General features: G+C 68.3%; 13 protein-coding genes. 7 read left to right on the forward strand and 6 right to left on the reverse strand.

Annotated features, from left to right (window positions below; genetic code table 11):
- Positions 1-2 precede the first annotated feature (2 nt).
- Both ACZ47F_RS01615 and ACZ47F_RS01620 read right to left on the reverse strand, forming a co-directional pair.
- Positions 3-1250 (reverse strand): Y-family DNA polymerase, encoded by a 1248-nt coding sequence (locus ACZ47F_RS01615; protein ID WP_464925571.1) that lies wholly within the window; start codon positions 1248-1250, stop codon positions 3-5.
- Between the two features lie 121 nt (positions 1251-1371).
- Complete coding sequence (locus ACZ47F_RS01620; protein ID WP_464925572.1) at positions 1372-1866, reverse strand: hypothetical protein; 495 nt, start codon at positions 1864-1866, stop codon at positions 1372-1374.
- 278 nt (positions 1867-2144) lie between these two features.
- On the opposite strand from ACZ47F_RS01620, the gene ACZ47F_RS01625 reads away from it, so the two are divergent.
- Genes ACZ47F_RS01625 through ACZ47F_RS01640 form a run of 4 tightly spaced genes read left to right on the forward strand, consistent with a single transcriptional unit; the run spans position 2145 to position 6483 of the window.
- Positions 2145-3638, forward strand: coding sequence for an FAD-linked oxidase C-terminal domain-containing protein (locus tag ACZ47F_RS01625; protein ID WP_464925573.1), 1494 nt, complete (start codon positions 2145-2147; stop codon positions 3636-3638).
- Positions 3639-3691: 53 nt separating this feature from the next.
- Entirely contained in the window at positions 3692-4816 is a 1125-nt protein-coding gene (gene glcE, locus ACZ47F_RS01630; RefSeq protein ID WP_464925574.1) for a glycolate oxidase subunit GlcE, read from the forward strand.
- A 5-nt stretch (positions 4817-4821) separates the two neighbouring features.
- Positions 4822-6054: a glycolate oxidase subunit GlcF gene (gene glcF, locus ACZ47F_RS01635; RefSeq protein WP_464925575.1), complete on the forward strand. Its 1233-nt coding sequence runs from the start codon at positions 4822-4824 to the stop codon at positions 6052-6054.
- A gap of 51 nt (positions 6055-6105) precedes the next feature.
- On the forward strand, positions 6106-6483 hold the full coding sequence (locus ACZ47F_RS01640) for an ABC transporter substrate-binding protein (protein ID WP_464925576.1): 378 nt from the start codon (positions 6106-6108) through the stop codon (positions 6481-6483).
- Between the two features lie 11 nt (positions 6484-6494).
- Here ACZ47F_RS01640 and ACZ47F_RS01645 read toward each other — a convergent pair whose 3' ends face one another.
- Complete coding sequence (locus ACZ47F_RS01645) at positions 6495-7391, reverse strand: DMT family transporter (protein ID WP_464925577.1); 897 nt, start codon at positions 7389-7391, stop codon at positions 6495-6497.
- A gap of 198 nt (positions 7392-7589) precedes the next feature.
- Here ACZ47F_RS01645 and ACZ47F_RS01650 point away from each other — a divergent pair, with 198 nt between their 5' ends.
- Positions 7590-10958, forward strand: a complete 3369-nt coding sequence (locus ACZ47F_RS01650) for an EAL domain-containing protein (protein WP_464925578.1) — start codon at positions 7590-7592, stop codon at positions 10956-10958.
- Between the two features lie 17 nt (positions 10959-10975).
- Here the strand turns inward: ACZ47F_RS01650 and ACZ47F_RS01655 are convergent, their stop codons facing one another.
- Together ACZ47F_RS01655 and lplT are read right to left on the reverse strand one after the other, a co-directional pair.
- Entirely contained in the window at positions 10976-11776 is an 801-nt protein-coding gene (locus tag ACZ47F_RS01655; RefSeq protein ID WP_464925579.1) for a TlpA family protein disulfide reductase, read from the reverse strand.
- Position 11777: 1 nt separating this feature from the next.
- Positions 11778-13106 carry a lysophospholipid transporter LplT gene (gene lplT / locus ACZ47F_RS01660; RefSeq protein WP_464925580.1) on the reverse strand — a complete coding sequence of 443 codons (1329 nt, stop codon included), beginning with the start codon at positions 13104-13106 and terminating at the stop codon, positions 11778-11780.
- A 164-nt stretch (positions 13107-13270) separates the two neighbouring features.
- On the opposite strand from lplT, the gene alr reads away from it, so the two are divergent.
- Both alr and radA read left to right on the forward strand, forming a co-directional pair.
- Positions 13271-14374, forward strand: a complete 1104-nt coding sequence (gene alr, locus ACZ47F_RS01665) for an alanine racemase (RefSeq protein WP_464925581.1) — start codon at positions 13271-13273, stop codon at positions 14372-14374.
- A gap of 5 nt (positions 14375-14379) precedes the next feature.
- Positions 14380-15948, forward strand: coding sequence for a DNA repair protein RadA (gene radA / locus ACZ47F_RS01670; protein WP_464925582.1), 1569 nt, complete (start codon positions 14380-14382; stop codon positions 15946-15948).
- A 153-nt stretch (positions 15949-16101) separates the two neighbouring features.
- On the opposite strand, the gene ACZ47F_RS01675 is transcribed toward radA, so the two are convergent.
- Entirely contained in the window at positions 16102-17952 is a 1851-nt protein-coding gene (locus ACZ47F_RS01675; RefSeq protein WP_464925583.1) for an ABC transporter ATP-binding protein/permease, read from the reverse strand.
- Between the last annotated feature and the right edge of the window lie 236 nt (positions 17953-18188).

The following is an 18188-nucleotide window of genomic DNA, read 5'->3' on the forward strand; positions in this document are numbered from 1 at the left end:
CCTCACCCCTCCGTCTGCAGATCGGGGATGTGGTTGAACGCAATGCGCATCGGCGCCTCGTTTCGGCCCTGGTGGCCGCTGCCGCAGTAGATGGTGTGGCGACCGAAGCGCATGTTGAGCGCGTCCACCGCGCCCCACAGCGCGGCCTGCTGCGCCTCGGTTCCCGGGGCGTCGCTTGCGAGCAGGCTGGCGCTGGTCTGCCCGGGCTGGCGCAGGTCGTGCAGCAACATCGCCACTTTCATCGGCGCCCAGCCCGGCGGCACCATGCCGGGCCACAGCCCGCGCAGGGTGTGCAGCAGCGCACGGGTGTCGGCGGTGGGGGTAAAGCGCGCGCCGCGCTCGGGCCGCAGGCGCTCGCCAGGCCTGCGGGTGAGCTTGAGCATCACGGTCATCGCACCAGCCAGCAACTGCTCGCGGCGCAGGCGCATCGCCGCCTTTTGCGTGAGGCGGTCGAGCACGGCAAGCGCCCCTTCGGCGCTGCGCATCTCGGGCGGCAGCACATGCGAATGCCCGAGCGAGCGCCGCGGCGCGGCAGCAGGCACGCCCGAGGCCAGCCCGTGCAGCCGGTCGAAGAACGCCTCGCCCGCGATGCCGCCCCACACCACGCGCAGCTGCTCGCGCCGGGCACGCCAGAGCTGCTCGACCGTGTGGATACCGTGCGCCTGCAGCCGCGCAAGCATGCGCACATTGATGCCGGTGAGATCGGTGAGCTGCATGCGCAACAGCGGGCCGGGCAGGTCGTCCGTGTCGAGCACCACCAGGCCGTCGGGCTTTTGCAGGTTCGACGCCTGCTTGGCCAGAAACACATTGGGCGCAATGCCTACCGACACCCGCAGACACTCGCCCAGCGCCTCGCGCAGCGCGGCCTTCAGGCGCAGCGCCAGGGTGGTTGCGCGCTCGCGGCTGGTCCAGCCCATCGGCAGGCTGCAGGCCATTTCGTCGATCGACAGCACCTGCTCGACCGGGGCGATGGTGTCGACCACGGCCACTGCGCGGTGGTGGAACTGCACATACTCGGCATGCCGCGCCACCACGAACACGATGCCCGGGCACAGCTTGCGCGCCTGCGCCACCTGCGTGCCGGTTTTCACGCCGAAGGCCTTGGCCTCGTAGCTGGCAGCGATGCAGCAGGTGGTGTCAGCCAGCATCGGCACCACACCCACCGGGCGCCCGCGCAGCTCCGGGCGGAGCTGCTGCTCGACCGAGGCGAAGTAAGAGTTGAAATCGACCAGCAGGCATCGCAGCGTCATGGCACCCCGCACCGCCCGAACCGGTGGGGCAGTGCACTGAAATACTGTTTATATGATCAGTATTTCACAGTGCCGCGTCCGCTGCAAGCCGAATCACCCGGCGCCGCAGCGCCGGGCGCGCTCACACCCGCAGACCGGGGGTGATGGGATGCGGCGGCGTCGGGTGTTGGGTGGGAACCGCGGGCGCGGGCACGACGATCACCGTCGCGGGCAACACCGACTGCGGCACGCATGACGGCTGCGGCAGCATCACCGGCAGGGTAGACAGCGGGCCGAATGTGGCCTGCAATTGCGCATTCATCAGCGCGGTCATCTGCGCCATGGCCTGCTGCGCCTGCAGCAGCGGCATCTCCATCGTGCGCAATTGCTGCAGCGCCAGGGCCGGCGGCAGGCTGCCCTGCGCTTGCTGGATCACCACCTGGGCATGGCCGTGCGGGCTTTGCCAGGTCCAGGTTCGGATCTGCGCCGGCCCGGCGGCAGTGTGCACGGTCTGCACGGTTTCAGACATCGGCATGTCGTGACCGTCGAAACGCACGACCAGCGGCTGTGCGGCCAGCGCCAGCCCAGGCACGGCCAGCGCGAGCGCCGCGATCAAGGGTTTGAAGGACAGACGCATCATCGTTCTCCTTGGCAAATGATTCACGCAGCCCGAAGCGGTCTGGCCAGACCGCCTCGGGCTGCGCCTTGCTTCGTCCCCGGCGAACGGGCAGAGTTCCTGAAACGAGGCTGAAGCGGCGGCGGACCAGGAAGGCGCAGCGGCGCGCATGCTGACTTTTGCGCAACACAGCTTTGCCGCCGGCGCCCGGCCAATGCCGGGTTAGCCCTGCCCCGCTGCAGTGCAGCAAAAGCGATAATCCCGACACAATCACAACCATGTGAACCAGACGACCCGCGATGAATGCCCCTTTGAACCCCGAGCTCGCCGCACGTGCGGCGCGGCAGGCGGAGGTCGCTGCCGCGCTGGGTGCGGTGGTGCCGCCGCACATCTTGCTGTGGCAGCCCGAGGAGGTCACACCCTACGAGTGCGACGGCCTGTCGGCCTACCGCCGCAAACCGCTGGTGGTCGCGCTGCCAGAGACCGAGGCGCAGGTGGCAGCGGTGCTCAAGGCATGCCACGAGCTGAATGTGCCGGTGGTGGCGCGCGGCGCGGGCACCGGACTGTCGGGCGGGGCGCTGCCGCATGAGGACGGCGTGCTGCTGGCGCTGGCGCGGTTCAACCGCATCAAGCGCATCGACCCGATCGCCCGCACTGCCACGGTGGAATGCGGGGTACGCAATCTGGCGATTTCCGAGGCGGCGGCGCCCTATGGACTGTTCTACGCGCCCGACCCATCCAGCCAGATCGCCTGCACCATCGGCGGCAACATCGCCGAAAACTCCGGCGGCGTGCACTGCCTGAAATACGGCCTGACCGTGCACAACGTGCTGCAGGTGCGCGGCTACACGGTGGAAGGCGAGCCGGTCACCATCGGCAGCCTGGCCTGCGACTACCCCGGTCCCGATCTGCTGGCCGCAGTGATCGGCAGCGAAGGCATGCTGATGGTGGTCACCGAGGTCACGGTGAAACTGCTGCCCAAGCCGCAGCTGGCGCGTTGCATCATGGCGAGTTTCGACGACCTGCGCAAGGCGGGCGACGCGGTGGCGGCCATCATCGCCGCAGGCATCATCCCCGCCGGGCTGGAAATGATGGACCAGCCGATGACCGTGGCTGCCGAAGCCTTCGTCCACGCCGGCTACGATCTGCAGGCCAAAGCCATTTTGCTGTGCGAAAGCGACGGCACGCCTGAAGAGGTGGAAGAAGAGATCGGCCGCATGATCGCGGTGCTCGAGCGCTGTGGCGCCACCGCGCTGAAGGTCAGCGACAGCGAGGCCGAGCGCCTGCGCTTCTGGAGCGGGCGCAAGAATGCGTTTCCCGCCACCGGCCGCATCTCGCCCGACTATTACTGCATGGACGGCACCATTCCGCGCAAGCGCGTGGCCGACATGCTCGAAGCCATCCAGGGCATGGAGCGTAAGTACGGGTTGCGCTGCGTCAACGTGTTCCACGCGGGCGACGGCAATCTGCACCCGCTGATCCTGTTCGACGCCAACCAGCCCGGCGAGCTGCACCGCGCCGAGGAATTCGGCGCTGAAATCCTGGAAACCAGCGTGGCGATGGGCGGCACGATCACCGGTGAGCACGGCGTGGGCTTCGAGAAGATCAACGCCATGTGCGTGCAGTTCAGCCCCGAGGAGCGTGAGCAGTTCCTCGCGCTGCGCCGCGCGTTTGACCCCGGCGAAACCCTCAACCCTGGCAAGCAGATTCCCACCCATGCGCGCTGCGCCGAGTACGGCAAGATGCATGTGCGCGGCGGCCTGCTGCCCTTTCCCGACCTTCCCCGGTTCTAACGCCTGCGCATCCCCAGACTGCGCATGCCGCAGGCCGCGGCACACTCCCGCCCATGCAAGCAGACGTCCTGATTCCTCTCTGGCAAGACCTGGTCCGCGAGGCCGCCACGCACGGCGAGCGCATCCGCATCCACGCCGGCAACAGCAAGGCGCCGTGGTGGGCCGCAGCGCAGCACACCCATATGGACACCGCCGAGCACACGCTGGAGACCACGCTGCTGTCGGGCATCACCCATTACGAGCCGACCGAGCTGGTCATCACCGCCCGCGCCGGCACCCCGCTGGCCGAGATCGAGACGGCGCTGGCCGGACATCGGCAGTTCCTGCCGTTCGAGCCGCCGCATTTCGCCCGCAGCGGCCAAGCCACGCTGGGCGGCATGGTCGCCAGCGCGATGAGCGGCCCGGCGCGCATCAGCGCAGGCGGCGTGCGCGACTATGTGATGGGCGCCACGCTGCTCAATGGCAAGGGGGAGGTGCTGCGCTTCGGCGGCGAGGTGATGAAAAACGTCGCCGGTTTCGATGTGTCGCGCCTGCTGTGCGGCTCGCTGGGCTCACTCGGCGTCATTCTCGAGGTCTCGCTCAAGGTACTGCCGCATGCGCCCGCGCAGGCCACGCTGCGCTTTGCCATGACCCAGGACGAGGCCATCACCCGCTGCAACACTTGGGCGGCACAACCGCTACCGCTGAACGCCAGCGCCTGGTTGCCCGATCGCAGCGCGGGCACCGGCAAGGGCGTGCTCACCCTGCGGCTGCGCGGCGCGCAGTCCGCGGTGCAGGCCGCCTGCGCCAGGCTGGGCGGTGAGCGCCTGCCCGACGCCGAGGCCGACGCCTTCTGGAGCGGCTTGCGCGAGCAGTCGCTGCCGTGGTTTTCGCCCACCTGGCCGGGCGACTCGCAGGCGGCGCTGTGGCGGCTGTCGCTGCCGCCCACCGCGCCCGCGCTCGACCTGTCGGGTACACAGCTCGTGGAATGGTTCGGCGGCCAGCGCTGGCTGATCAGCGCCGCGCCGGCATCGATCATTTTCGAGGCCGCACACCAGGCCGGCGGCCATGCCACCCGCTTTCGCGGTGGAGACCCCGCGGTGCCGGTGTTCGCCCCGGCGCAGGCCACGCTGGCGCGCATCCAGCGCAACCTCAAGACCGCCTTCGATCCGCATGGCGTGTTCCCCACACTGTTCTGATCGCGATGGAAACCCATCTCAGTCCCGAATTCGCCGCGACGCCCGAGGGCCAGCAGGCCGAGGCCATTCTGCGCAACTGTGTGCACTGCGGCTTCTGCACCGCCACCTGCCCCACCTATCAACTGCTGGGCGACGAGCTCGACGGCCCGCGCGGGCGCATCTACCAGATCAAACAGGTGCTCGAAGGCGCCGCGCCGACGCGTCATGTGCAACTCCACCTCGACCGCTGCCTGACCTGCCGCAGCTGCGAGACCACCTGCCCGTCCGGGGTGGAATACGGCAAGCTGTTGGACATCGGCCGCGCCGTGGTCGACGCCAAAGTGGAACGCCCGGCCGGGGAAAAACTCGCCCGCTGGGCGCTGCGCGAGGGCATGACCTCCAGGCTGTTCGCTCCGGCGCTCAAGCTCGGCCAGGCGCTGCGCCCACTGGTGCCCGCCGCGCTGCGCGACAAGGTGCCGCCGCGGCAGCGCGCAGGCAAGCGCCCGCAGCGCAGCCATGCGCGCAAGGTACTGATGCTCGCCGGCTGTGTGCAACCCGCGCTGATGCCCAATATCGGCGCGGCCGCCGCGCGCGTGCTCGACGCCGTGGGTGTGCGGCCGCTGCTCGCCGACAGCGCAGGCTGCTGCGGTGCGATCCGCCAGCACCTGTCCGACCACGACGGCGCGCTGGCCGACATGAAACGCAACATCGACGCCTGGTGGCCTCTGGTGGAGCGCGGCGCGGTCGAGGCCATCGTGATGGACGCCTCTGGCTGCGGCGCGATGGTCAAGGAATACGGCCACCATCTGCGACATGATCCTGCCTACGCCGACCGCGCGCAGCGCATCAGCGCGCTATGCCAGGACATCAGCGAATATCTGCCGCAGTTTGCCCCCGCACTCAAGACCCTGCTGAAAAACAAACCGGCGGAACACCTCGCCTACCACCCGCCGTGCACCCTGCAGCATGCGCAGCAGGTGCGCGGCAAGGCCGAAGGGCTGCTGCGCGAACTGGGCTTCGAGGTCAAGCTGCCGCTGGAAAGCCACCTGTGCTGCGGCTCTGCCGGCACGTATTCAGTGCTGCAGCCCGAGCTGTCTCAGCAGCTGCGCAACCGCAAGCTGCAGCACCTGGCCGAAACCGCACCGCAGCGCATCGTCAGCAGCAACATCGGCTGCATCGGACATCTGCAAGCCGTCACCACCATCCCAGTGCAGCACTGGGTGGAACTGCTGGACGAAGCGCTGCACGGTATGCCCTGAGCCAGCGCACTGGCATCCATCCTCCCGACCAAGCCCGATCTCATCGTCGAAGTGGGCACCTATACGGAAGTCGCTGCATTCAACCAGCAGGCCCTGGCCCGGGATTACGGCGGCCAGTTCGCCAATGTCAGCTTCGTCGGCTCGCACGCGCTGGCCAAGGCGCTCGGCCCCCTGGGCAACGGGGTCATCATCACCCAAGTCGTGCCGTTTCCGTTTTCCACCGTCACCCCGCTGGTGCGTGAGTATCAGGCCGCGATGAACGCCGTCGGCCACAAGAACGACGACGACTTCACCAGCCTGGAGGGCTATATCGACGCAAAAGTGCTGGTGCTGGCGCTGCGCAAGGCCGGCAAGAACCTCACCCGCGTCGGACTGATCGAGGCCCTCGATGGCATGAGCAACGAAAACCTCGGCGGATTCCGGCATTGAGCGCCCGCAGCTCACCCCGCGGGCGACTCGGCCTTCCCCCGCCATGCCGCAAGCAGCATGGCCAGCACGATCAGGCTGCCGCCCAGCATGGCCTGCGCGCTGAGCTGCTGCGCGCCGAGCAGCACCGCACTGCCGCTGGCGAACACGATTTCCGTGGTCATGACCACCGCAGTCAATGCCGACGGCAACTGCTGCGCGCCGTATTGCAAGCCGAAGTTGGCCGCAAGAAGCGCCAGCGCCATCAGCCCCACCCCGAGCATCCAGTCCGGTGCAGGCGCCGGTAGCGGCGCGACGCTCCCCTGCCAGCTGAGCACCGCCGCCAAACCGCCGGCGACGATCACCCCACCGGCAAACATTGCCAGCCCGCGCGCCTCGGCGGGCGTATGTCCGTACTTGCGCAGCAGCACATTGTTCAGCGCAAAAAACATGCCGCCGACCAGCCCCAGCCAGTCCGCTGCCTGCCGCGGCAGCGGCAAGCCGCCATGCGGCGGCCACAGCACCACCATCGCCCCGCCCAGCGCCAGCACCAGGCGCAGCACCATCAGACGGGTGAGCCGCTCGCGCAGCAGCCAGTGCGCCAGCAACGTCGCCCACACCGGCATCAAATAGAACAGCAGCACCACCCGCACCACATCGCCTGCGGTCACGCCCCAGTTGAACGCCGTATTCGTCGCCCCAGAGGCGATCAGAATCCCCCACAGCGGCGGGTGACGCCACAGCCCCCGCAGCGCCTGCGGCCGCGCGGCAACGATCAGCACGGTGCACAACGCATAGGTTGCCGCGGTGGCCCACAGCGGGTTCAGACCGAGCGCGTCGAACTGGCGCCACGGCCACCACGACACACCCCAGACGAAGGCATTGAGCAGCAGACCGCCGATGGCGGCCAGGGTTTGGCGCAGAGTGAGCATGAAAGACGCCGCGCGTCGCTGCGAGCACGATGCGCAGGCAGGCAAGGAGGGGCGCGACGATGCGCGCAGGGTTTGTTCTCGCCAAATCGGGGCGTTTTGCGGCAAATTTCACACTCGATCCGGCGCCGCGCATTGTAAAGTCGCGATTCCCGTACGGTGGCCGCGCCGCCCTTTTCCTTTTCCTTGCGAGATCGCCACATGTCAGAAGCGGCGTCCCCACTGGATTTGTTCGAGCTGCCCGGCGAAGTGCTGCGCAGACTGGCTGCGGGTGAACCGATCGAGGTGCTGGCCGCGCTGCTGTGCCGCGTGGCCGAGCAGGCTGCCCCCGGGCGCATCGCCAGCCTGCTGCGGCTGGAGGCAGACGGCTTGCTGCACCCGCTGGCCGTGCCCAGCGGCCCGCCGGAACTGGTCCAGGCGTTCGATGGTCTGGCGCCCGGCCCCGGCGCCGGCTCCTGTGGCAATGCGGTGCTGCACAACGCGCCGATCTTCATTGCCGACATCGCCACCGATTCCCGCTGGGACGACCTGCGCGCCGTGGCGCAGCAGTGGAAGCTGCGTTCCTGCTGGTCCTGGCCGGTGCGCGACGGCGAGCGCGTGATCGGCAGCTTTGCGCTCACCGGCCTGGAGCCGGGCCATCCGGATGCCGACGCACGCCGGCTGCTCGAATTCGTCGCGTCGATTGCCGGCGCCTTGCTGCGCATGGACCTGCTCAAGCGCGAGCGCGAGTCGGCCCAGGCCCTGCGCGATGCCATGCTAGACAATGCGCTGGTGGGCATCGCGCTGGTCGGAGAGCGCACCATTCGTGGAGCCAACGCGCGCATGGCCGAGATGTTCGGCTACCCCGATGTCAAGTCGCTCGAAGGTCTGCCCGCCCGTGCGATCTACGCCAGCGAAGCCGATTATCAGGCCACTGGACAGGCCGTGTATGCCGCGATGGCGCGCGGTGAACGCATCACCTTGGAAGTGCAGATGCGCCGCGCGGACGGCAGCGTGTTCTGGTGCGAGCTGTCGGGACAGGCCGTGACCGGTCAACCCGGCGTAGACTCGGTGTGGGTCGGCCAGGACGTGAGCGAGCGCCGCGCCGCGCACCAGCGCATGAAGTGGCAGGCGCAGCATGACGCCCTCACCTGCCTGCCCAACCGCCACGCGCTCGATGAGTGGCTGCCGCAGCGCCTTGCCGCAGCACGCGCCGCGCAGCGCCTGGTGGCCGTGGCGCTGCTCGATCTGGACGATTTCAAGGCACTCAACGACCAGTGGGGACATGCCGCAGGCGACGCTGTGCTGCAACAGGTGGCGCAGCATCTGCGCGACGCACTCGGCCCCGACGATCTGCTGGCGCGCATCGGCGGCGATGAGTTCGTGCTGGTGCTGCAGGGCCTGCACGGCGTGGAGCAGGCCGAGCAGCGTCTGCAGGCGCTCGATGCCTACCTGCCAGTGCCGGTGCATCTGCCCGGAGGTCGCCAGCAGCATCTGGGCCTGAGCCTGGGGCTGGCGCTCTACCCCCTCGACGGTGACGACGCCGACCTGCTGCTGCGCCGCGCCGACGCCGCGCTCTACAGCATCAAGATGCACAAGCGCGCGCGCCGGCAGTGGTGGCTGCGCTGGGGACAAGAGGTACAGGCCGATTTCCTCGACGACACCGCCGAGAGCTGGCTGCCTCAGCCCTACGGTCCGCAGGCACAGGATCTGCTGCAACCGGCGCAGCCGCTGCTGGGGGAAGTGGCCGGCGAGTTCGTCGACCATTTCTACACCCTGCTCGCGCACGATCCCGACTCGGCGCAGCTGCTGGCGCACCTCACCGCCGACGAATTCGCTCACCTCAAGGCGCGGCAGGTGGCGCATTTTCATGAACTGCTGCGTGCCGATCTGCAGGAAGCCGAGCACCTGGCGGCGGCGCACCGCATTGGCAAAATCCATGCCCTGGTCGGCGTGCCCACGCGGCTGCTGGTGCAGTCCACAGGGCTTTACCTTCAGTCGCTGATCGACATGAGCCATCACTTGCGCGTGCTTGCGCGCGATCGCAGGCGCGTCACGCAGTTGCTCATCGCGCGCATGCAGACCGAACTGCAGGCCCAGGTGGAAGCGGCGCAGAGTGTGCGCGAACGCTATCACCAGTGCGTCATCGCGCTCGAACACGCGCTGCAGGACGGCGCGCCGTGGAGCGAGTTTATGCAAGCGGCGCTCGACCGCCTGATCACCCTGCCCGGTCTGCGCGCCGCCGGCATTGGCGCGCCCGATGCCAACGGCCATTTCGTCGTCGAACTATCCGCCGGCATGCACGCGTACGCACAGGCCATGCGCAAACATTACGGCGAGTTCAAGGTGCCCAAGCTGCAGGGCGCGCACGCCGAAAGCCTGGGCCCCACAGTCACAGCCTGGCAGACCGAACGAATCAGCACCCTGGCCAGCTACGCGCTCGACCCTGCGGCTGTGCCGTGGCGCGAGGCGGCGCTGGAGGTCGGCATCCGCAGCGCCGCGTCAGTTCCGCTGGTCGACCGCAACGGCCGCGTGGTGGTCGTGCTCAGCCTGTACGGCGGCTATCCCGCGATGTTCGAGCGCAGCGCCGCCCGCAGCTTTCTCGACAACCTCGGCCAGACGCTGAGCCGCGCCTGGCAGCGGCTGCATGCGCACGGGCGCCAGCAGCCCATCCCTGTGACCCAGCGCCAGCGCCAGCGCTGGCGCAGCGCCCTGTTCGACCACGGCCTGGACATGCACATGCAGCCCTTGGTCGATCTGCAGACCGGCCGTCCCTATGGCGTGGAGGCGCTGGCGCGGCTGCGGCTGGACGACGGCAGCCTGGTCCTGCCGGGACAGTTCCTGCCCTGGTTCGGTCAAGCCGAGCTGTCGCGGCTGTTCCGCAGCGGGCTTGCTCAGGCGGCACAGCAGCTGGCCCGCTGGGACGGCGACGGTATCCGCCTGGGCCTGAGTATCAACATGCCGCTGGAAGTGCTGCTGCAGACCGACTGCCCCGACCTCGTGCGCGACGCGTTGCAGGCTGCGGGCGTTGCTCCAGAGCGGGTGGCCTTTGAACTGCTGGAAAACGCCGAATTCGACGATCCGCAGCGCCGCGACGATGCAGTGCGCGCGCTGGCCGCCACCGGCGCCCGGCTGGTAATGGACGACCTGGGCAGCGGCTACAGCAGCCTGCTGCGCCTGCGCACCTTGCCGTTCCACACGGTCAAAATCGACCAGGGCCTGGTGCGCGAGGCCGAACGCGATCCGGCGCAGGTCATCGGCTTCATTGGCGCGCTGGTGCAGCTAGCGCAAAGCCTGGGGCTGTGGGTCGTGGTCGAAGGGCTGGAAACGCCCGATCTGGTCGAAGCCGCCACCTTGCTGGGCGCCGACGCCGGGCAGGGCTACGCGCTGGCCAGACCCATGCCCGCAGGTGAAGTAGCCAACTGGGTGCGACGTTTGCGTTACCCGGTCGATCCGCGCCAGCCGGCCACGGCGCTGGGCCGACTCGCGCAGGAGTGGGCGGCGCAGCACGGACGCCAGCTGGCCGATGAGTCCGCGAGCCGCCTGCTGCACGCCGCGCGCCGCAAGGCGCAGCGCCACAGCCGCACCTGAGCGCGCGTGGTCGCGCCTCAGCGCAGGCCGGCAATGGCCTGCTGCAGAGTGGCTGCAGAGAGTTCGCCGATATGGACCCGCTGCACCGTGCCGTCGGCGCGGACGAACAGCGTGGTGGGTAGCCCCGGAGACTGATAGGCCGCAAGCAGCCGGCTATCAGGGTCAAGCAACACACCGGAGGCCGGCAACCCGGCCTGGCGCAGATACGCCGCCACTCGCGCCGCCGTCTCGCCCTCGTTGACCAGCACAATGCGCGCGCCGCCGTGCGCCTGCGCCGCGGCGACCAGCATCGGCAGTTCGCGCCGGCACGGCGGGCACCAGCTGGCCCACAGGTTGACCACCGCCGGCCGCCCCCGCAGACTCGACAGCGCCAGCGGCGGTCCCTCGAGCGCCTGCAGGGTGATGGCGGGCAGCGGCGGGCGCGGCGGCGCCAGCAGGCTGAGCAGCCCCATACCAGCCAGCACGACGGCTGCCCCCGATGCGACCGAGACTGGCAGACTGCGGCGCAAGCCAGGACGACGCCAGACCCACAATGCCACCCCCGCAGCAGCGGCCAGCCAGCCCGCCAGCGGGTCCAATCCCCGGTCGCGGATGTCGAGCATCTGCAGCACACCGCCATAGGCCGCCGCGTGCTGCAGCACGAACACCGCTCGCGCCACGATCAGCGCCAGCACCAGCAGCGGCAGCAGCGCCGGCTCGGCATCTCCCCATCCGGCCTTCTGCGCCAGCGCCGCAACCCACACCGCCACCGCATACCCCAGTACCAGCAGCAGCGGTACCCAGGGCAGGATGATGGGACCCAGCCGCAGCGCGTCCATTTCAGCCCTGCTTGCCGTCGTGGCGCATCTCGCCGATGATCTGCGTCCAGTCGCGCTCGCGCTGGTTGCGCCGGTGCCACAGAATGACCAGGAACATCGACGCGGTCACGAACACGCCGAACAGGGTGATCACCCAGGGCACCGGCAGGTTCAGGCGGATCAGCAGGGCATAGAACATCAGCATGCTCAGCACGCTGACGTTCTCATTGAAGTTCTGCACCGCGATCGAATGCCCGGCAGACAGCAGCACATAGCCGCGATGCTGCAGCAGCGCGTTCATCGGCACCACGAAATAGCCGGCCAACGCGCCGATGAACACCATGAAGGCATAGGCGATCAACATGAACAGCGGCAATTGCACTGCGCCGAGCTGCAACTGCACATCGGGCAGCATGTTGCGGTTGAAAAACGCCAGCGCAATGGTGGTTAGCCCCATGCCCACGCCCAGCGGCAGCACGTGCAGACTGTTTCTCAGCGGCACGCGCAGCGCCGCGCTGATGGCCCCGATCGCCACCCCAACGGCCACTGCCGCCTGCATCACCGACGCCATGGTCAGGTTCAACCCCAGCGCGTACTCGGCCCACTTGAGCACGATGAACTGCAGCGTGGCCCCCGCGCCCCAGAACAGGGTGGTGACCGCCAGCGAAATCTGCCCCAGCTTGTCGGTCCACAGCACCCTGGTGCAATGCGCAAAATCCACCAGCAGCGCGAACAGACGGGTTTTCTGCTTTTCATAGCGCGCGCCTGTGTCGGGAATGCGCAGATTGCACAGTGCCGCCAGCAGATAGACCAGGGTGATGACCAGAATGGCCGCCTTCGGCGTGGTGTCGATCCCCACTGCGGCCAGCCCCGGCAGGCCCAGCAGCGCGGCCGAGGCAGTCTGGCTGACCAGAAATCCGCCGAGCACCGTGCCCAGGATGATCGAACTCACCGTGGTGCCCTCGATCCAGCCATTGGCCGCCACCAATTGCTGCGGCGGCAGCAACTCGGTGAGGATGCCGTACTTGGCCGGCGAATATGCCGCCGCCCCTAGACCGACCACACCGTAGGCCAGCAGCGGATGCACCGACACCAGCATCAGCAGCAGTCCGGCCACCTTGACCAGGTTGGTGATGAACATCACCTGCCGCTTCAGAATGGCGTCGGCGAATGCGCCGACAAAGGGCGCAAGCACGACATACGAGATGGTGAAAAAGAACTTGAGCAGCGGCGTCATCCAGTCGGGAGACTGCATCTGCACCAGCAGGGCGATGGCGGCGATCAGCAGCGCATTGTCGGCCAGCGACGAAAAAAACTGCGCCGCCATGATCCAGTAAAAGCCTTTTTTCATCGATTGGCTGCCCGCACGCTGCGGGGCCCTGTGTCTGGTCGCGGGGCGACAACGGAAAAAGATCGGGGCGATGCCCGGCGGTTATCTGCCCCCGCAGGCTGCCGCGGTTTATAGCACAGGCGATTTGCGACAATGGCCGCATCGCCCTTTTCTCCCGCGCCCGCATGCCCCGTCCGATTTCTGCCGTCATCCACACGGCCGCCCTGTCGCACAACCTGGCCCGCGTGCGCCGGGCCGTACCCGGCAGCAAGGTCTGGGCCGTGGTCAAGGCCAATGCCTACGGCCACGGCATCGCCCGCGCCTACGGCGCGCTGCGTGCGGCAGACGGCTTTGCCCTGCTCGACCTGGCCGAGGCGGAGAAGCTGCGAGCGCTGGGCTGGGGCGGTCCCATCCTGCTGCTCGAAGGCTGTTTCGCGCCGGAAGACCTGGCGCTGTGCGAGCGGCTCAACCTCTGGCATGTGGTGCATTGCCGCGAGCAGATCGACTGGCTGGCGGTGCACCGCGCCAACCGCACGCACCGCGTGTTTCTCAAGATGAACAGCGGCATGAACCGCCTGGGTTTCCAGCCGGAAGCTTACGCCGCCGCCTGGCAGCGCCTGCACGCCTTGCCGCAGGTCGGCGAGATCACGCACATGACCCACTTCGCCTGCGCCGACCGGGCGGACGGCATCGCCCCGGCGCTGGCACGCTTCTCCAGCGGCGTGGGCGCCCTGCCGGGTGAGCGCACGCTGGCGAACTCGGCCGCGGTGCTCCTGCACGGCGCCGACCCGCGCGTGGCGGCGGACTGGGTGCGCCCCGGCATCGCGCTCTACGGCAGCTCGCCCACGGGGCGAGCGCCCGACGCCGCGCACTGGTCGCTGCAACCGGCGATGAGCTTGCGCAGCGCGCTCATCGACATCCAGCATGTCGCCGCCGGACAGAGCGTGGGTTACGGCGGGCGCTTCACCGCGCAGCGCCCGATGCGCATCGGCGTGGTGGCCTGCGGCTATGCCGACGGCTATCCACGGGTTGCGCCCGACGGCACGCCAGTGGTGGTCGAGGGGGTGCGCACATCGCTGGTCGGGCAGGTGTCGATGGACATGATCACGGTCGACCTGGAGCCGGTGTTCGCCGCAGGCGGCCAGCCCCGCATCGGCAGCCCGGTGCTGCTGTGGGGGCAGGACGCGCAGGCCGAACTGCCGATCGACCAGGTCGCCAATGCGGCGGGCACCCTGGGCTACGAGCTCATGTGCGCACTTGCGCCGCGGGTTCCGGTTCGGCTGGAATGAGCCCGATGGCCAAGCCCCAGACGATTCATATCTGCTCGGAATGCGGTGGCAGGTCCGCCAAGTGGCAGGGCCAGTGCCCGCATTGCCAGGCGTGGAATACCCTGGTGGAGACGGTGGAGCGTCCCACCGGCACCGCCCGCCCCGGCGCGCGCCACGGCGCCGCAGCGGCGCAGTTCGCCGGACGCGGCGGCCTCACCGCGCCCAGCGGCCCGGTGCTGCTCACCGACGTGCAGGCCGAGCGCCACCGGCATCACCCCAGCGGTATCGACGAACTCGACCGCGTGCTCGGCGGTGGGCTGGTCCCCGGCGGGGTGTTACTCCTCGGTGGCGATCCGGGCATCGGCAAATCCACGCTGCTGCTGCAGGTGCTTGCGGCTCTGGCCAGTGGCGCCGCCCAACGCCCCACCCCAACCCTGCCCACCCGCAGGGAGGCAGACACCCTGTCTCAAAGGGCGGGGCACGCCCAAACCTCCGCCCCTCTCCCGCCTGCGGGCGACACCTCGACTTGCGCCCCTGCCCCGCTCGCGTGGGAGGCTGGGAGGGGGCAACCCGTGCTCTACATCAGCGGCGAGGAATCCGCCGCGCAGGTCGCTCTGCGGGCACAGCGCCTGGGGCTGAAAGATGCGCCGGTGCGGCTGATGGCCGAAACCCGGCTCGAAGTGATGCTCGACGCCCTGGCCGCCGAGTGCCCCGCAGTGGCGGTGATCGACTCGATCCAGACCGTCTATACCGAGGCGCTGTCATCTGCGCCCGGCTCGGTATCACAGGTGCGCGAATGCGCAGCGCAGCTCACCCGCGCGGCCAAGGCCAGCGGCATCACCCTGGTGCTGGTCGGCCATGTCACCAAGGAAGGCGCGCTGGCCGGCCCGCGCGTGCTCGAGCACATGGTCGACACGGTGCTGTATTTCGAGGGCGACACCCAGTCGCGCTTTCGCCTGATCCGCGCGATCAAGAACCGTTTCGGCGCGGTGAACGAGCTCGGCGTGTTCGCGATGACCGAGCACGGCCTCAAGGGCGTGTCCAACCCATCGGCGATCTTCCTCTCCACCCATGCCGAGCCGGTGCCGGGCACCTGCGTGCTCGCCACGCTGGAAGGCACCCGCCCGCTGCTGGTCGAGGTGCAGGCGCTGGTGGATGGCGCCGCCGCACCCAGTCCGCGCCGGCTGTCGGTCGGGCTGGACGCGGCGCGACTGGCGATGCTGCTGGCCGTGCTGCACCGCCACGCCGGGGTGGCCAGCGGCGATCAGGACGTGTTCGTCAACGCCGTAGGCGGGGTGCGCATCACCGAGCCGGCGGCCGATCTGGCGGTGCTGCTGGCCATTCAGAGCTCCCTGCGCAATCGGCCACTGCCGCGCGGCCTGCTGGCCTTCGGCGAAGTCGGCCTTGCCGGGGAAATCCGCCCCGCACCGCGCGGGCAGGAACGTCTGCATGAAGCCGCCAAGCTAGGCTTTTCTCAGGCGATCATCCCGGCAGCGAACGCGCCCAAGGGGCAGGCGCGCCGTTTCGAGGGCCTTGCGCTGCACCCGGTGTCGCGCATCGACGAGGCGCTGGACGTGGTGCGCGGGTTGGGTTAGCAGGCCATTGAAAAACGTCGCGAGGATGGCCAGATGCAAGGCGCACGGCGCGCAGCGACCGAGACATATCAAATAGATAGGCAAGGGAGCGAGCACCGTGCAACGCCGCAGATGGCCCACCGCAGTAGTTTTTCAACGGCCTGTTAGGGCCTGCTAGACCGCAAACACCGATGCGCCCGACGCAGCGTCTTGCGCAGTGGCCAATTGCAGTGCGGCGTCGGCCTCGCGCCGCACCATGCGCGCCGGGCCCTGGCCGGTGGGGTCGGGCTCGACCGCGAAAATCTGCTGATGGAACCCAACCACCCCGGCGCGGTGCGCCACGCTGACCAGCGTGACACCGGGCAGTCGCTGCAGCAGCAACGCATACATCGCGCGCTCGGTGGGCGCATCCAGCGCGCTGGTGGCTTCGTCCATGAACAGCCAGTCGGGTGCGACCAGCAGGGCGCGTGCCACCGCCAGCCGTTGCTGCTCGCCGGGCGAGAGGCGCTGCATCCAGGTATCGACCTGATCGAGCGACGCCTGCAGATATGGCACCCGCGCAAGGGTCAGGGCCTCGCCGATCTGCGCATCGCTGAACCGATCCGGGCTGAGCGGATAGGTCAGCGCCTGCTTCAGCGTGCCTAGCGGCAGATACGGCTTTTGCGGCAAGAACAGCGTGCGGCCCGACGGCGCATGCGCATGCTCGGCGTTGAGCGCATACGGCCAGATGCCGGCCAGCCAGCGCACCAAGGTACTCTTGCCGCTGCCCGACGGCCCGGTGAACAGGGTGTGTTGACCGCGGCTGATGTGCTCGCCGGCGCACTGCAGCAGCGGCCGGCCATCGGGCGCGAGCAGCAGCAGATCGCCCAGCGCGACCGACTCGCGCGCGCTGCGCAGCGGCACCACACCGGCCGCCGCTTGCGCGCCGAGCCCGGCAGACGCGGTCGGCGTGGGTTGATGCGGCGCCTGCTGCGCGGCGCGCATCGCCTCGACGAAGGTATGCAGACGCTCGACCGTGGCGCGCCAGTCGGCAATGCTGGTGTACGCCCCGATGAACCAGGACAGCGCGCCCTGCACCTGGCCAAAGGCCTGCGCGGTCTGCGTGAGCCCCCCGAGCTGGATCTGCCCGGCAAAGTAGCGCGGCGCGGCCACCAGGATGGGGAAGATGATTGCCAGCTGGCCATAGAACGCGCTGTACCAGGTGAACAGCTTTTGCCGCTTCATGATGCCCCACCAGTTGCTCCACACATTGGCAAAGCGGCTGCGATGACCGTCGAGCTCGCGCTCCTCGCCGTTGTACAGCGCAATACCCTCGTCGTGCTCGCGGGTGCGCGCCAGACCGAAGCGAAAGTCCGCCTCATAGCGCTGCTGGTTGAAATTCAGCCGGATCAGCGGCTTGCCCACCCAGTGCGCGATCACACTGCCCACCCCGGCATACAGAATCGCCACCCACACCATGTAGCCCGGAATGGTCAAGCCAAACAGCGTGACCGCACCCGACAGCACCCACAACATGAATAAAAAGGAAAACAGTGTGACCAGCGATGAGACCAGGCCGAAAAACAGGTTAAGGCTGCCGTTGATGAAACCGGCGATGTCATCGGCGATGCGCTGATCCGGATTGTCCGTGTTGCCCTGGCGCAACGACATACGGTAGTGCGTGCCACCCACCAGCCAGTCCTTCAAAAACACCTCGGTCATCCAGCGCCGCCAGTGGATCTGCAGCATTTGCAAAAAATACTGCGAATACACCGCCAGCACGATGTAGAGAAAGGCGTAGCCGGTAAAGATCAACAGCAATTGCTTGAACGCGCCGAAATTCTTGGCCTGCAGGGCATTGAAAAAGTTGCCATTCCACTGCGTCAGCTTGACGTTGACCCACACGAGCGCCAGGTTCATCGCCAGCACCAGCAGCAGCAGACCCCAGCCGGTGCGCTTCTGGTCCGACACCAGATAGGGCTTGGCCAGCGCGTAGAAATGCCGGAAAGCAAAGCGGTACGACGGCGGAAAAACTTGCGGCTGCATGGGTCGAGAAGCTCCTGAAAGACACACGGCTGGCGCATTGTGCCTGCGCCAACAGCCCAGCACTGCGCAGAGGGCTTATGGATTTGGCACGCCGATGTTCGGTGCGGTGGCCATCTCCCTCGGGCCCTCCCCCACCTGGTGGGGGAGGCTGGGAGGGGCGCAGTCCAAACCGCTGCGTGCCGAGCCGATAAATTAATGTGGCTCGCTGAGGGCGGCCTTAAGCCCCCACCAATCTC

The organism is Thiomonas islandica (assembly GCF_055383445.1).

Bases quoted from the DNA above. Each gene is read 5' to 3' on its own strand.
- ACZ47F_RS01615 (WP_464925571.1), bottom strand. From the start codon at position 1,250: ATGACGCTGCGATGCCTGCTGGTCGATTTCAACTCTTACTTCGCCTCG.
- ACZ47F_RS01620 (WP_464925572.1), bottom strand. From the start codon at position 1,866: ATGCGTCTGTCCTTCAAACCCTTGATCGCGGCGCTCGCGCTGGCCGTG.
- ACZ47F_RS01625 (WP_464925573.1), top strand. From the start codon at position 2,145: ATGAATGCCCCTTTGAACCCCGAGCTCGCCGCACGTGCGGCGCGGCAG.
- glcE (WP_464925574.1), top strand. From the start codon at position 3,692: ATGCAAGCAGACGTCCTGATTCCTCTCTGGCAAGACCTGGTCCGCGAG.
- glcF (WP_464925575.1), top strand. From the start codon at position 4,822: ATGGAAACCCATCTCAGTCCCGAATTCGCCGCGACGCCCGAGGGCCAG.
- ACZ47F_RS01645 (WP_464925577.1), bottom strand. From the start codon at position 7,391: ATGCTCACTCTGCGCCAAACCCTGGCCGCCATCGGCGGTCTGCTGCTC.
- ACZ47F_RS01650 (WP_464925578.1), top strand. From the start codon at position 7,590: ATGTCAGAAGCGGCGTCCCCACTGGATTTGTTCGAGCTGCCCGGCGAA.
- ACZ47F_RS01655 (WP_464925579.1), bottom strand. From the start codon at position 11,776: ATGGACGCGCTGCGGCTGGGTCCCATCATCCTGCCCTGGGTACCGCTG.
- lplT (WP_464925580.1), bottom strand. From the start codon at position 13,106: ATGAAAAAAGGCTTTTACTGGATCATGGCGGCGCAGTTTTTTTCGTCG.
- alr (WP_464925581.1), top strand. From the start codon at position 13,271: ATGCCCCGTCCGATTTCTGCCGTCATCCACACGGCCGCCCTGTCGCAC.
- radA (WP_464925582.1), top strand. From the start codon at position 14,380: ATGGCCAAGCCCCAGACGATTCATATCTGCTCGGAATGCGGTGGCAGG.
- ACZ47F_RS01675 (WP_464925583.1), bottom strand. From the start codon at position 17,952: ATGCAGCCGCAAGTTTTTCCGCCGTCGTACCGCTTTGCTTTCCGGCAT.